General features: G+C 39.9%; 16 protein-coding genes. 12 read left to right on the top strand and 4 right to left on the bottom strand.

Translation table 11 applies throughout. From position 1 onward, the window contains the following. Positions 1–250: 250 nt before the first annotated feature. Positions 251–1252 carry a tRNA dihydrouridine synthase gene (locus L2716_RS15135; protein ID WP_236337696.1) on the bottom strand — a complete coding sequence of 334 codons (1002 nt, stop codon included), beginning with the start codon at positions 1250–1252 and terminating at the stop codon, positions 251–253. Between the two features lie 280 nt (positions 1253–1532). Between L2716_RS15135 and L2716_RS15130 the strand changes: the two genes are divergently transcribed. From L2716_RS15130 to L2716_RS15105, 6 genes are all read left to right on the top strand, one after another. Further along, positions 1533–1712: a hypothetical protein gene (locus L2716_RS15130; RefSeq protein WP_236337695.1), complete on the top strand. Its 180-nt coding sequence runs from the start codon at positions 1533–1535 to the stop codon at positions 1710–1712. Between the two features lie 120 nt (positions 1713–1832). Continuing rightward, positions 1833–2459 (top strand): NUDIX hydrolase, encoded by a 627-nt coding sequence (locus tag L2716_RS15125; RefSeq protein ID WP_236337694.1) that lies wholly within the window; start codon positions 1833–1835, stop codon positions 2457–2459. A gap of 101 nt (positions 2460–2560) precedes the next feature. Further along, a complete protein-coding gene (locus L2716_RS15120) occupies positions 2561–2944 on the top strand; it encodes a YbaN family protein (RefSeq protein ID WP_236337693.1) in 384 nt (127 codons plus the stop codon). Positions 2945–3207: 263 nt separating this feature from the next. After that, positions 3208–4710, top strand: a complete 1503-nt coding sequence (locus tag L2716_RS15115) for a malate:quinone oxidoreductase (RefSeq protein ID WP_236337692.1) — start codon at positions 3208–3210, stop codon at positions 4708–4710. Positions 4711–4859: 149 nt separating this feature from the next. Further along, complete coding sequence (locus L2716_RS15110) at positions 4860–6209, top strand: dipeptidase (protein WP_236337691.1); 1350 nt, start codon at positions 4860–4862, stop codon at positions 6207–6209. A gap of 333 nt (positions 6210–6542) precedes the next feature. After that, on the top strand, positions 6543–7853 hold the full coding sequence (locus L2716_RS15105; protein WP_236337690.1) for a lysine N(6)-hydroxylase/L-ornithine N(5)-oxygenase family protein: 1311 nt from the start codon (positions 6543–6545) through the stop codon (positions 7851–7853). A 5-nt stretch (positions 7854–7858) separates the two neighbouring features. On the opposite strand, the gene L2716_RS15100 is transcribed toward L2716_RS15105, so the two are convergent. The 3 genes from L2716_RS15100 to L2716_RS15090 form a co-directional block, all read right to left on the bottom strand. Beyond that, positions 7859–8374 carry a DoxX family membrane protein gene (locus L2716_RS15100; protein ID WP_236337689.1) on the bottom strand — a complete coding sequence of 172 codons (516 nt, stop codon included), beginning with the start codon at positions 8372–8374 and terminating at the stop codon, positions 7859–7861. Positions 8375–8536: 162 nt separating this feature from the next. Then, on the bottom strand, positions 8537–8860 hold the full coding sequence (locus L2716_RS15095) for a YbjQ family protein (protein ID WP_236337688.1): 324 nt from the start codon (positions 8858–8860) through the stop codon (positions 8537–8539). Continuing rightward, entirely contained in the window at positions 8841–9074 is a 234-nt protein-coding gene (locus L2716_RS15090) for a hypothetical protein (protein WP_236337687.1), read from the bottom strand. The genes L2716_RS15095 and L2716_RS15090 overlap by 20 nt, the downstream gene beginning before the upstream one ends. A 240-nt stretch (positions 9075–9314) precedes the next feature. On the opposite strand from L2716_RS15090, the gene L2716_RS15085 reads away from it, so the two are divergent. From L2716_RS15085 to yhfH, 6 genes are all read left to right on the top strand, one after another. Then, the gene (locus tag L2716_RS15085) at positions 9315–10265 is read left to right on the top strand and encodes a BMP family lipoprotein (RefSeq protein ID WP_236337686.1); all 951 of its coding nucleotides are present in this window, start codon (positions 9315–9317) and stop codon (positions 10263–10265) included. 3 nt (positions 10266–10268) lie between these two features. After that, positions 10269–11921, top strand: coding sequence for a methyl-accepting chemotaxis protein (locus tag L2716_RS15080; RefSeq protein ID WP_236337685.1), 1653 nt, complete (start codon positions 10269–10271; stop codon positions 11919–11921). A gap of 131 nt (positions 11922–12052) precedes the next feature. Beyond that, entirely contained in the window at positions 12053–12946 is an 894-nt protein-coding gene (locus tag L2716_RS15075) for a hypothetical protein (protein ID WP_236337684.1), read from the top strand. 293 nt (positions 12947–13239) lie between these two features. Beyond that, complete coding sequence (locus tag L2716_RS15070; protein WP_236337683.1) at positions 13240–14442, top strand: cation:proton antiporter; 1203 nt, start codon at positions 13240–13242, stop codon at positions 14440–14442. 12 nt (positions 14443–14454) lie between these two features. Further along, positions 14455–14979, top strand: a complete 525-nt coding sequence (locus L2716_RS15065) for a GNAT family N-acetyltransferase (RefSeq protein WP_236337682.1) — start codon at positions 14455–14457, stop codon at positions 14977–14979. Positions 14980–15251: 272 nt separating this feature from the next. Further along, on the top strand, positions 15252–15389 hold the full coding sequence (yhfH, locus tag L2716_RS15060) for a protein YhfH (protein WP_236337681.1): 138 nt from the start codon (positions 15252–15254) through the stop codon (positions 15387–15389). Positions 15390–15431: the final 42 nt, after the last annotated feature.

Raw genomic sequence — 15431 nt, 5'->3', positions numbered from 1 at the left:
TAGAGTCAAAAATTATTTTAAAAGGTCAGTGTCCAAATTGTTATCAAGAAACAAAGTTTTATTTAAAAGATATAAAATAAGAAAATATTACACTAATAATAATTCATCACACATTTATTACGAATACAGTGATCTCATTCTTTACTCTGATAATAGATTATTATGTTTTAGTGGCTAATTATTTTTTACTTTCTATCTAACAAAAATAAAGCATGGGAACGATTCGAATCGTCCCCATGCTTTCTAGACATTATTTATGAACTGAAAATCCGTTTTCTTCTTTTACGCCGTGTTTTTCTGTAAATTCATCTAGCAGTGCACGTACTTCCTCGGTGGTTTCTGTTTCCATGAGTTGATTCCTTAATTGTCCGGCTCCTCGGAATCCTTTGACGTATATTTTAAAGAAGCGGCGGAGCGGTTTGAAGAGTCGTGGCTCGAGTTCTTCGGAATATTTATCATGAAGGTCAAGCTGCAGACGGAGAAGGTCGAGTAATTCTTCGCTCGTATGCTCCTTTTTCTCTTTCTCGAAACAGAACGGGTTATGGAATACGCCTCTTCCGATCATTACGCCATCAATGCCATAATTTTCTGCGAGTTCAAGGCCCTTCTGACGGTCAGGAATGTCTCCGTTGATTGTTAGTAGCGTATGAGGGGCCACTTCGTCACGGAGTTTCTTGATCTCAGGGATCAGCTCCCAGTGCGCATCTACATTACTCATTTCCTTTTTTGTGCGGAGATGGATGGAAAGATTGACAATATCCTGCTCTAAGAGGTGCTTCAGCCAATCATGCCATTCCTCGACTTTCGAATAACCGAGACGCGTCTTCACACTTACGGGTAGTCCTCCTGCTTTGGCTGCCTGAACGATTTCCGCTGCAACATCCGGACGGCGGATTAACCCGCATCCCTTTCCATTCGCTGCAACATTCTGCACTGGACATCCCATATTGATATCAACCCCACGATAGCCCATTTCAGCCATGCCAATACTCATTTGCCGGAAGTATTCGGGCTTGTCTCCCCAAATATGAGCGACGATCGGTTGTTCATCTTCCGTGAACGCAAGACGCCCCTTTACACTGTCTCTTCCATTTGGATGACAGTAGCTGTCCGTATTCGTAAATTCTGTAAAAAACACGTCAGGCCTCGCTGCTTCACTCACGACATGACGAAAAACGACATCCGTAACAGCTTCCATCGGTGCCAGCACAAAAAACGGCTTCGGCAACTCATGCCAAAAATTATCTTTCATAATATATCTGAACCCTTTCCTTTAAGGGAAAACAAATTCCCAAAATTAAAAAGTAAAATGATTTCTGTCTTTTTACAAGTTTGGTTAGATTTCAACCAGTATATACTTTAATCGTATTACATGAAAAGTGCAAGAGGGCAAGACGTTTTGGTTAAATTTAGGTCATATGAACGGAATGAATATTTTGTTTTGATCCGTCATAACAATGGATAAATGAATATTTAATGAGGGTAGCTCGATTGGTGAAAGAAGTTTTTCAAGAAACTTTGGAGGTGGATGGATGCCGAGAATAAATGTGGGCAAGAATGTTCCAAAGAAACCGTTGGATCAAGAGTTGGATTTTGACGTGATGTTTAGGGATGACGGTTATTTTCTTGATGATATACCACTTGAAGAGCTACGGAAACATATGAAACAGACGAAATCATATCACAAAATAAAGCGACGTAAAAAACAATAAAAATCCTAATGATTAAACCCGAGGAGCAAAACAGCTTCTCGGGTTTTCATGTAAACGGATTTCTCAAAACGACAGATAGATTTTGTTATACTAGAGGAAAGACGTCGAGGAGTATGTAGGATGGATTCGAAAAAGATTATTGAACATATGAAAAATCATAAGCCGTCTATTCTGGGCAATCAGGCATTTAAAGAGTTTTCGGTTTTGATTCCGTTAATTGAAAAAGAGGACGAGCTACACGTGCTGTTTGAAGTACGTTCATTACAAATGCGAAGACAGCCGGGGGAAATTTGTTTTCCTGGTGGTAAGGTTGACCCAAAGGATCAAAAAGTCGAAGATACTGCGATTAGAGAAACGATGGAAGAGCTTAGGGTGACAAGAGCGTCGATTACGAATGTGTATCCGTTCGATTATATGGTTTCTCCATTCGGTACAATCGTGTTTACGTTCGCAGGCTTTTTGAATGGTGAAGCTTCAGAGTTGAATCCAAATCCAGATGAAGTGGAAGAAGTATTTACGGTCCCGCTTTCCTTTTTTAAAGAAAATCATCCAGAAATTCATCACGTGAACTTTAATGTAAAGCCGGATGATACCTTCCCATTCGATCTCATCCCGAATGGCCGAGACTACGATTGGTCAGCGAGGGCGTTTGAAGAGTACTTTTATCGATATGAGGACAAAGTCATTTGGGGAATGACTGCGCGAATTCTCTATCATTTTGTTGAAAAGTTAAAAGAAATAGATTGAGGAACCGCATGATGTCCTAGCATGTGGTTTTTCTTTTGTTCACGATGAATACTTAGATGATAAACTTGTAGATAGTTATGAACGTGAAGGGGATTCATTGTATGAAGCAAGTAATCAAAATCTTACTCATATTTGTTGGCACAGTCTCGCTAATCCTTGGCGTAATAGGCATTATTCTACCATTAGTTCCGACTACACCATTTCTATTACTGGCAGCTGCCTGTTACGTAAGAAGCTCTGAGCGTCTTTACAACTGGTTAATGACAAATAAGTGGTTCGGATCATATATACAAAACTATAAAGCAGGTAGAGGTATACCGCTGAAAGCAAAGATTACGGTGCTATTGATGATCTGGAGTTCAATGCTTTATTCTGCAATCTTTATCGCTTCCCATCTATTTTTGCGTATTGGATTTATTTTTGGAGCATGCTTTTTCACTGTAGTCATTTCTTTAACGAAAACCTTGAAGCACGAAGATACGTAAATGAGAAGTACAAATGTTCCACGTGAAACGATTTAGGTACCAGGAACTGGATGATTCCTTGAGTCTTGTGGACGAAAGCGCTTCAAATGGTTTATAATTATAAGATAATAGTAAAAATTCTAATCTATCTTTTACAACTAATACACAAGCAATTTAAATTGGATTGAAATAGAAAAGGTTGTTCCTAATTTCGCCTTGCATTTTATGACATCTGAGCAGGAGCGCCTACTTTTTTGCAAATAAACGATATAAGGATGGGTAGCATGAGCAGCATTCAGAAAAAGACAGACGTGATCTTAATTGGTGCCGGAGTCATGAGTGCGACTTTGGGATCATTACTCAAACAGTTAGTACCTCAATGGGAAATCAAAGTCTTTGAGAAACTCGAAAAAGCAGGAGAAGAAAGCTCTAACGAATGGAATAATGCAGGGACGGGACATGCTGCATTATGCGAGCTGAACTACACGAAAGAAGATGCAGACGGAACGATCGATATCAGCAAAGCGCTGAAAATTAATGAACAATTCCAGCTTTCACGACAATATTGGTCTTATCTTGTAAACAAGGGATTGATTCGCAATCCGCAGGAATTCATTATGCCACTGCCACATATGAGCTTGGTGCACGGTGAAAGTAACGTAGATTATTTGAAAAGACGTTTTAAAGCGCTTTCAGGTAATCCACTTTTTAATGGCATGGAATTTTCTGATGACCCTGAAAAATTGATGGAATGGCTTCCGCTCATTATGGAAGGTCGTAAATTAGATCAGCCGATTGCTGCAACGAAAATCGATTCAGGAACGGATGTTAACTTTGGCGCTTTAACGCGTAAGATGTTTGACCACCTAAAGGGTGAAAACGTAGAGATCAACTATAAGCATAGTGTTGAGGACATTAAACGTACTGCCGATGGTTCATGGGATGTGAAAGTACGGGATTTGGATGCTGGGAAGATTGAGCATCACACAGCCAAGTTCGTCTTTATCGGTGGTGGAGGTGGAAGTCTACCATTACTTCAAAAAACCGGGATTCCTGAGTCGAAAAATATTGGAGGCTTCCCAGTAAGCGGACTGTTCATGGTATGTAACAATCCTGAGGTTATTAAACAACACAATGCGAAAGTGTACGGCAAAGCGAAGGTCGGTGCGCCTCCTATGTCTGTACCACATCTGGATACAAGGTATATTGATAATAAAAAATCCTTGTTGTTCGGACCGTTTGCTGGTTTTTCACCAAAGTTCTTAAAAGCAGGTTCGAATATGGATTTAATCGGTTCTGTAAAACCGAATAATGTTCTAACGATGTTGTCAGCCGGATTAAAAGAGATGGGATTGACGAAATACTTGATCCAGCAAGTATTGCTATCTGCTGAAAAACGTATGGAAGAAGTACGTGAATTCATTCCGGAAGCGAAAAGCGAGGATTGGGACATTGTTGTTGCCGGTCAACGCGTGCAGGTCATTAAAGATACAGAAGCTGGCGGTAAAGGAACACTTCAGTTTGGAACAGAGGTTGTGAGTGCTTCTGACGGCTCGATTGCAGCACTTCTCGGAGCATCACCAGGTGCTTCTACAGCTGTACACGTCATGCTCGAGGTTTTACAAAAATGCTTCCCAGAGCATATGCCTGAATGGGAATCAAAAATTAAAGAAATGGTTCCATCTTATGGTGTTTCTTTAGTGGACAACCCTGAGCTGTTTGAAGAAATCCACGCATCTACCGCTCATACGCTTGGACTAGATGAAAAAGAACTCGTTCAGAGTTAACAAATAAATTCATGTTTTCTTAAAGCCTTCAATCTAATTTGAGATTGAAGGCTTTTTAATTTTTTGTAATAGTTGAATGTTGCCATTTTCGGCAACTTTTTTTATGGATTGTTATAATAAAAATAACAAGTATTTGAGGAGGGTGTCGGTTGGAAAAACGAATTGCACTACATAAAGAGGAGTATATCGAGCAACTGAAGGATTTTTTACGTATTCCAAGCATTTCAACAATTAAGGAACATAAAAAAGATGTGGTTAAAGCTGCAGAGTGGCTGGCAGAATCACTTCGAAAGATCAATATGGAGAATGTAGAAATCATTGAAACAGAAGGGCACCCAGTCGTTTATGCAGACTGGCTGCATGCTGAAGGAAAACCGACTGTTCTGATTTATGGTCACTATGATGTTCAGCCTGTTGAACCTCTAGACCTATGGGATTCCCCACCATTTGAGCCCGTGGTGAAGGATGACAAGATTTATGCAAGAGGGGCAACCGACGACAAGGGACAGTTATTCATTCATGTGAAAGCACTTGAGTTATTGATGGATGAAAACGGTGAGCTGCCTGTGAATGTAAAGTTCTGTATAGAAGGGGAAGAGGAGCAAGCAAGCCCGAATCTGCCACCATTCATTGAACAAAATCAAGAGCGGTTAGCTTGTGATGCTGTGGTGATTTCAGATACTTCTTTTATTGAAGAAGGACAGCCTGCGATTTGTACATCGTTACGAGGTGCGCTTGCTATGGAACTCACTGTAACAACAGCGAATTCAGATCTCCATTCAGGTGTTTATGGAGGCGGTGTTCCTAATGCCGTTCATCAACTCGTTCGAATTTTGGATTCGTTACATGATCAGGACGGAAAGGTAGCGGTTGAAGGATTTTACGATGGTGTACCCGAGCTGACAGATGAATTGAAGCAAGAAGTAGCGGCGATACCTTTTGACAAGGAAAAGACGAAAGAACAACTAGGTCTTGATGATTTTTACGGTGAGCAAGGCTTCACATTCCAAGAACAGACTGGAATTCGTCCAACGCTAGAGATTAACGGAATGAAAGGCGGATTTGCGGACGAGGGGTTTAAAACGATCGTTCCATGTCAAGCGAATGCGAAAATGAGCTGCCGCCTAGTTGGAGATCAAGATCCTCAGTACGTATATGATAAAATTCAGCAGCATATCGAAGCGAACAAGCCCGCTGGCACACGAGTCGAAATGGTGCAGTATCTTAAAGCTAAGCCAGTCTCGCTAAATTCCAATACACCGATGATTACCAAAGCAGCTGATGCATATGAATCCGTATACGGTAAGCGACCACTCTTCCCTAAGGAAGGCGGGTCAATTCCGATAGTCGAAGTGTTTTCAAGGGTGCTTGACGTTCCAGTCGTCATGATGGGATTCGGATTACCCTCCGAAAACCTCCATGCACCAAATGAACACTTCCACCTCGAGAATTTTACGAAAGGGATCGAAACCGTTTGTAAATACTTGAAGTCGTTTTAAGGAAGTGTGTGGCTGATGATCGATAAATCTTGAGTTTTGCACGATAAAATTAAGGTTTTGCACGATAAATCCTGAGTTTTGCACGATAAAATTTGAGTTTTGATCGATAAAATCAGATGAAACCCAAAGGGTCCACTAACGTGGCATTCCTTTGGGTTTTTTATATGGAATTCGGTAGTAAGATGGTACTGAATTCCCCGAGTAGGAGCGAAAGTTCCACAAGTTGCAGCGAAAGTTCCCCGAGTAGGAGCAAAAGTTCCCTGAGATGAATGCTTTTCAACGATCCTCTGCATAATAGGAAGAATGAAAAGCTTTGAATGGAAGTGATTTTATATGGGGATTGAACATGAGCATGTACATGACTTGATCGGAGTTGGGATTGGTCCATTTAATTTAAGCTTGGCTGCTTTACTTGATCAAATTCCAGAAGTGGATGCAGTATTTTTCGAGCAGCGTGAGGGGTTTGATTGGCATCCGGGGATGTTAATTGACGGTACGAGAATGCAGGTGCCTTTTTTAGCGGATCTTGTTACGATGGCGGATCCAATGAGTCCTTACAGCTTCCTAAATTATTTGACGGAGCATAATCGGATGTATCGCTTTTATTTTCTACAACGCCTTGAGATTCCTCGGAATGAATACAATCATTACTGTCAGTGGGCCGTAAACAAGCTTGAAAGCTGTCGGTTTAATCATAGAGTCGTTGGACTTGTACACGATGAAAATGAAGAAGTTTTCCGGGTCAAAGTGCTAAATTTGAAAACGGAACAAACAGAAACTTACTTGGCAAAAAATCTAGTGTTAGGAACAGGGAGTATCCCGAGTATGCCTAAATCTTTTCAAGAGCTTGAAGGAGAAAATCTTTTCCACACATCCGAATTCATTACCCATCAAGAAAGATGTAGAAAAGCGAAATCCATCACATTGGTCGGCTCAGGTCAAAGTGCAGCTGAGGTATTCAGAGAACTACTAAGAGAACAAGGGGAAAACGGGTACCGACTCGATTGGATTACACGGTCCAAAGGCTTTTCTTCTATGGAGGAGTCGCAACTAAGTCTCGAGCATTTTTCACCGGATTATGTGGATTATTTTTATCAACTTCCACAAGAAAAGAAAGATCAAGTCTTTGCTGGGCAGGAATTATTATATAAAGGAATCAGCTCACACACGATTACAGATATATATGATTTGCTTTACGAATATTCCCTTGGTGGCCAATCATTAGATGTCGGGCTCCAAGTGTTAACAGAAGTATCGAGTATGGAGAAGTTGGGTGATGGTTATCGATTAAAATGTCATCAGTGGCAACAGGAAGCCGATTTTACACATGATAGCCAAGTCGTCATCGTCGGAACAGGATATCGTCCCAATATACCCGAGTTTGTTCATGAACTAGGTGATTATCTCCAATGGGATGATTGCAATCGATATATTGTTGACTCGGACTATCGATTGAAGCTTGGAAAAGACGTGCCGAATCAAATCTATGTTCATAGTGGCATTTCTCATTCTCACGGAGTAGGATCGACGAACTTAGGATTAGCCGTGCAACGGAATAAAATCATCATTAACCATCTGTTGGGTAAACCGTATTATCCTATGTCAAAGCAATCTATTTTTCAAAAATTCTCAGGAAAAGAGTAGAGCACTTATTTGTGCTCTATTTTCGTGTTCATTAATGGCATTGGATAATTAATCTGCCGTAAAGGAACCCCTTTCAAATAATGATCTAGACCAAAACTGTAAACATTTGCTCTGAAAATAATGAGCATGAACCCACTCGTGTATAGCACAATGCTAATCAAATTTATATTCCCTGAAAGCAAGAAGTTGATATGCATGACAAGGCATGTAATGACTGAGGGTACTGTGAGAAACCCTATAATAATCAAGCTACCTAGAATGATTTGAGCAATTGGAATGAGATAATTTAATGTAATGGTATGCTCTAAGGCGATCCATTCAATGAACCATTTATAAAACCCTGGAACGTCAGGGTTTCCTAATACAGTTAACAAATATTCTTTTAAGAAAACACCAGGGTTAGAAAACCAGCCTTTATCTGTGATCTTAGTTATACCGGCTAACATCCATCCAAAACCGAATAAAATGCGCATAAGCAAGATCGAGACTGAAAAAAATGGATTGAAAATGGATAGCTTCATATTTATTCCTCCTTAACTGTTTATTTCTCATATCTAAAATTGTTTACCTTGGGCAAAACCGGGGCAAAAAAAGACTCCTAATCAAGGAGTGGGATAAATGTTTCCCTTATGAAAAACATTTTACCATAACTAAAATAAATTCGGTATAGAAAAGTTTCTAAGTCAATCTTTCTTTTTTAATTTAACCGCTGTTCCATATACGAGTAACTCTGAAGCGCCTTGCATGACTTGTGATGTGACAAATCTAACGTTAACGATGCCATCTGCTCCGATGTCTTTAGCATCCTCGACCATTAAAAACATGGCACGTTTCCGGGCATCAGTCAACATCTCGGAGTACTCCTTAATTTCTCCTCCAAATAAAGTTCGGAATCCAGCCACGATGTCTTTTCCGAGGTGCTTCGCCTGTACGATATTTCCGCGTACAACCCCTAACATTTCTTCAATTTCATATCCTGTAACCGTCTCAGTATTTACTATAATCATTGTTCTCTTCCTCCTTCTTTTCTCTTAACCGATCTCGAAAGACGCCAATGATTAAGATCAGTGCCCCTATGAACCCAATTGCAATGGCGATTACGAGCAGAATCGAGGCTTGATCTTCTAAAAAGCTAATCTGGATGGAAGAGATGAATCCCATGTAAGCAACAACCAATAGAACGAGAGAGAGAATCACAACATAAGACCCTAACCGAACCATAAAACGACGCCCTCCTTTTTGTCTTACAATAGTGACTTTCTTTAATTTTATCTCGGAGTATCTTAAAACACAATGAGGATGAAATATATGTATGGATTGATTACATCAATTATGGTTGACGTGCAATGGGAGCTATTTTCATACGAAACTTCTCCATTTATCTAAAACATAACGTTTATATTACCGATACAAAGGAGGTGTCTGACATCTTACAACACAGAGAATGGGAGAATAATAACAATGAACAATCGTTATATCATTTTATTAGGCTGTATATTGCTCGTATTAAGTGCATGTAGCAGCAAAGCGGACAATAAAAATTCGAAATCGGATAAAAGTGTGGGTCTTGTCGTAACAGAAAATGGTCTAGGCGATGAGTCGTTTAGTGACTCTGCGCTATTAGGTGTAGAGAAAGCACGAGATGAAGAAGGCGTCTTGTTTGATTATCGAGAGCCTCTTGAAGGAGATCACGAGAAACAAATGGAAGAGCTCATTCAAAATGACCACGACTTAATAATCGGCTTAAGCTTTCGCGTGCAAGAAGCCATGGAAAAGTTAGCTGAAAAGTATCCTGATCAACAATTCGTATTAATTGATTCTGTATCGGATTATGACAACATTACATCCATCACATTTAAGGAAGATGAAGGTAGTTACTTGGTCGGAGTGATTGCTGGCATGCGTACAACTACAAACACAGTTGGTTTTATTGGTGGAGAGAAGATCTCAGTCGTTGAGAAGTTTGAAAAAGGTTTTACAGACGGTGTTAAATCAGTAAACCCAGATGCGGAAGTGCTCGTGGAATACACGAATACGTTTGGTGACGATGAAAAGGGAGCGGAAACAGCAAGAAAACAGATCGAAAATGGAGCGGATTTCGTATTCCCGGCAGCCGGATTCACAGGGATTGGAGCACTTAAAGAAGCTCAGAAACAAGGGATTTACGCATTTGGAGTAGATAGTGATCAATATTATATCGCTGAAGAAGCGATTGTAACCTCTATGCTAAAACGGGTAGACAACGCTATTTATGAAATGGCAAAGCAATTGAAAGACGGCAAAAAATTTACTGGGGAACATAAAGTGCTAGGACTCGATCAAGGAGGCGTTGGTCTTGCACCAATCCGACTCATTGAATTAACAAACGAAGAGCAAGCGATTCTAGAACAAGCTCAAGGGAAGGGGAATTAAGACATGTCTATCGGAAAACGTATATTATTCTATTCTTCAATCCCTCTCGTTTTGAGTTTGTTATTAATTGGTTTCATCATATCTCAAATGGTCGGGATTCAAAAATCAGCTAGTAATGAAGTACAGCTTTTACTCACATCAGAAAGAATGAATGGTGATTTCATTTCAGCTGAGCAAGCTTTAAGCTATTACTCAACGAATGCTTCAGAAGCAAATAAGGAAGCGGCTGTAGCTGCGTTAACAACCGTTAAAGGTGATATTACTGCACTAAAGCCTCATCTAAAAACGAAAGAGCAGCAGGCCTGGTATGATCGAGTGACGATGAAATTTGATACATTATCGACAACTGCAACAAAAGCGCTTAATACAAATGATGTCAACGAAGTGAAAAGACAGGCAGCAAGAACGAGCGGAATTTTAAATGACGTTTTCATGTTAAACCGTTCAGCGAACCAATGGTATGAACTAGAAATGGCAGAGCGAAAAGAGAATATCCAACAACTGATCGTGCTGACGGTTGTTGCCAGTATCATTTTAATAGTACTCTCAATCCTTGCTTCATACATGTTAACGAGAAGGACGGCTAAACCAATTCAAAAGTTAGCCCAAAACGCAAACCGTGTCGCTGAAGGAAATCTAACGGTCCAGCTGGATGATAAAGGTGACCGAAAAGACGAAATTGGCCAATTGGAAAGTGCTTTTCAATATATGGTGACAAGCTTGAAGGAAACGATTCAATCGATTGAAAAAATGAATGTAGAAGTCAACCAATTTAGTAAGGATCTAAACGATGAAGTTAATATTTTAACAGAAGGATCGAAGCAGGTTGCGGGATCTACAGAAGAATTGGCACAAGGTAGTGAATCCATTTCACATGATATTCAGGAGTCGACAACATTAATTGAGAAAATGGCATCCGATTTTCAAGACAATGTCGAATCTACAAAACGCTCTCAATCTCAAAGTGAAGCTGCCTTGCAATCTGTAGAGGAAGGTCAATCTTCCATCACCAATCAACGGAAACACTTAGATGAAAGTGTTGATGCAACTCGAAAGGTTGAAGAATCTGTTCAATCATTCGTTCAATATACGGATCAAATAGAAAATACCGTTCAGTTCGTTAAAGAAATAGCGGAACAGACGAATCTTTTAGCATTAAATGCTGCTATAGAAGCGGCGCGAGCAGGAGAGCATGGAAAAGGATTTGCGGTCGTAGCAGAAGAGGTTAGAAAGTTAGCTGATGAATCCAGCAAAGCTACTGTTCAAATCTCTAAAATGGTTCAACAAATCCAAACCGGTGTTAAAGACATTCAAGTTGTCACAGAGCAAACGATGACACTTTCCAAAGAGCAGCAACAAACGATGGGGCAAACGGAAAGCTCATTTTCAAAAATCAATCAGCAAGTACTCGGCATTCACGACCAACTCATTAGCCTTGTTCAAGGTGTTGAGCAGTCTAATGAAATGGCTGAGCAGATGGCTGCAGCTCAGCAAAATATCAGTGCAGTAGTCGAAGAAACAGCGGCAAGCACTGAGGAAATTTACGCCTCTACTGATCAACAACAGCTTACTTTCCAAGCGGTTCAAGAGAAATCAGAACGGTTAGGAACGTTGATCAAAAGCTTAGAACAGCAGCTAAATAAGTTCAAAATCTAAATCACGTTTGTCGCGAAAGGTATATAAGGACTTAAAGGGGAATATAAACATCTAAATAGAGTTTAGGGGGGCTTGCTATAAAAAGGTGGGGGATTTTTCTCGTCGTATCTATAATCCTACTTGCCGTATACATGTATTTGGACCCTTTCTCAGTAAGCACCGATATACAGGTTACCCCAGTAGAAACAGAGTTGGATAGAGAAAGCACGGATCAGTTGCTAGATGAAATCCAAACAATTTTAGGCGTTTCTTTATTAAGTGATGAGCTGACAACAGATACTGAGGATTCTATTGAGACGGATGGGGATATCCTTTTAGTGACTTACGAAGTGATTGGTGGAGAACTTGAAAACCCACAGCTTGAAAGTGTAGCCCCGGAATTTCAAACGCTTCAAAAGGATGAACATCAACAGCAAAGTCTCTGGGAAACTTTTTCAGAAATGATTCCAGCCGAAAAGCGTAAGATGATTACACATTTCGGCTTTTATACAGACGGACCTGATGATACGTTAGCATACGTCGAACAAATGGATGGTCAGCCAGCTGAGTGGGGGATGTATATTGATGTACAGGATGGAAAGAATGCGTCGATCTTTCCAACGATCGTACATGAGTATGGTCATGTCATGAGCTTAGGGGTTGACCAAACCAATCATATGAGCGATGAGTGCGACACCTTGTCCTTGGATGAAGGATGTGTGGATGAAGATTCCTACATCTATCTTTTCCATAAATCTTTCTGGGAAGATTTGCAGCTTGATTGGGAAGACTCTGTAGACCCGGAGGACTCAGATTCGGTTTACGCTTTTTACGAAGATCGTTCGGATCAGTTTGTGAACGATTATGCGGCGACAAATGTCGTTGAAGATTTTGCTGAATCATTTGCCTATTATGTATTTCAGCCACTGCCATCTGAAACAAGGATTAGGGAAGAAAAGATTGCATTCTTCGATCAATTCCCTGAACTCATCACCTTAAGAGGGGAAATACTCTTAGGTTTAAGAGATTTCTTGATACAGGATTAATGATGACAAAGCGCCTCTAAAGGGGCGCTTTTTTTTATGGGAAATTTTTAGGGATTAAGGCTGGATGATCGATAAATATTGGGTTTTGCACGATAAAAGTCGAGTTTTGCTCGATAAATCCTGAGTTTTGCACGATAAATTCCGAGTTTTGATCGATAAATCCTGGGTTTTGCACGATAAAATCAAATTCCCCCCATATAACCCCTTCCTTTTTGGCATTCTGTTTAATTTCAGTGGTTTAAGGATAGAGATATCATTAGAAACTCTAATTTTCATGAGAGGAGGGCGCGTACTTGTCGGTCTCACAGATCATTATTCTTTTATTAATAGGCTATATTGTCTTTACAATAGATAAGAAACAAAAGAATTTCCCTGTTCCTGTCATATTGCTACTCATTGGGATCGGATTATCGTTTATTCCGTACTTCTCTAATGTAGATGTCACGAAAGAAGTGCTTTATGACGTTTTCCTTCCAGGTCTTTTATTTGTTTCAGCGTATCGCTTCTCTCCTACAGCGTTAAGAAAAAATGCTGGTATCATCGCTTCGTTAAGCACTCTCGGACTCATAGTGACCACTATTTTATTAGGAGGTGCGATATACTGGGTAAGTGGTTGGTTTGTGGACTTATCATTTGTTGGGGCTCTTGTCATTGCGGCGATTTTAACACCTACGGATCCTGTATCGGTCGTATCGATTCTTAAGCAATCATCCAATGACTCTAAAGTCGCAGATGTTGTGGACGGCGAATCAATGATCAACGATGGTACGAGCGTCGTGTTGTATACAGTACTCGTTGGTATTTTCATTGAGGATCGTTCATTTAGCATGATTTCATTTCTAAGTGAATTTCTGTACACGGCTCTTGGAGGAGCGGTACTTGGGCTCGTCATTGGTTGGCTTTTCAGTAAGGCTGTTCACATTACGCATCATAAAGACTATCAAGTTATGCTGAGTATCATCATTTCGTATGGCGTGTTTCATATCGCTGAACATTTGGGGCTGTCTGGCGTATTAGCCACAGTTGCTGCAGGTGTCATGTTATCCTGGGAGTTCAAGCACACGAATAAGGAGGACCATTACCAGGAAGCGCTTGATGGGTTCTGGGGTGTTGTCGAACCTACGATACTTACACTCCTCTTTTTATTGATCGGTATCGTAACGACTGATCATCTTGACTTCCAATATTGGAGTCTTGCAGTCATTGTTTTTGTCGCATCTTTAGTTGTACGTTTCATTGTCATTTTCGGTACGACACAAATCTTCCAAGGCTGGAGACAACAAATTAGTTGGAAAACAGCTTCGTTGATTACTTGGGCAGGAATTCGTGGAACGGTGTCTGTCGTTCTCGTTCTCAGTCTACAAGAAAAGGCGACAAAAGAGATGGACATACTACTATCACTTTCTTTTGCAGTAGTTGTCTTGTCATTAACAATCCAAAGTCTAGGTATTTACCCATTATCGAGGCGTTTAAGTACAAACAAAAAGGAAGAATAGGATAAACATATGATGATTAAAGAGATGGAACTAGAACATTTGCATTCCGATATGTTAAAAGGTTTCAACAGAACTCAAGTGACCACTAATGTGTGGTATAAGAGTAAAGAAGGCTATCAAATTAAGGAAGATTACTTCGTAGATCAGTGGGATGATGCTCAAAAGGAAAAAGTGATTGCTGATTTGAAAAGATGCCTAAAGCATAATGGAGCGGTCTTTTGTGCAATGAAAGGTGCTCAATTAGTCGGATTTGCAAATATTGAAGGACGAAGATTCGGCTCCCGCAATCAATATATTGAGTTGCCTTATATTCATGTTTCAGATGAATATAGGGGTTACGGAATAGGTAAGAAGCTATTTAAGAAATGTACGGATAAAGCTAAAGAATGGGGTGCTGAAAAGCTCTATATTGGAGCGCATCCAGCAATTGAAACGCAACACTTTTACCAATCTGTCGGGTGTACATATGCAGAAGAAATAAATCCGGAAATTTATGAAAGGGAACCACTTGATATACAATTAGAGTACGAATTATAACGCTTAATCTTTTCCACGAAAAAGAACGCTGTTCATCAATCACAAGTTGATGACCGGTGTTCTTTTTTTGTCTCATTTTACATTGTACTATAACAGAAATAAAAAATTTACAGCCTAAAAACCTTTGATAACAGTGCATTACAGCTGTGCTCATGCATATTTTTTAGAAATTTTCGAAAATGGGTACACAAATTTGTATTAATTATGTATACTGTACTACAACAGGAAAACAAACAGATTATTCTGTTACACAAAACAAGGAGGTAATTGAAATGGCTTTGGAAAATCCAGTGAAATTCTTTCGTAACCTACCTAAGAAAAAGTGTCCTGAATGTGGTGAACACATTCAAGAGCAAGCTGAGTCATACTTCATGGAATGTGAACGTTGCTTAGCTAAAAAAGCAGAATAGTAAAGATGAGGAGATCCTCGTCTTTTTCTATTTCAAATTTGT

Origin of the sequence: Pseudalkalibacillus berkeleyi, from assembly GCF_021608225.1 — a bacterium.
GTDB lineage: Bacteria > Bacillota > Bacilli > Bacillales > Fictibacillaceae > Pseudalkalibacillus > Pseudalkalibacillus berkeleyi.
This window is presented reverse-complemented; position numbering and strand designations above follow the sequence as displayed.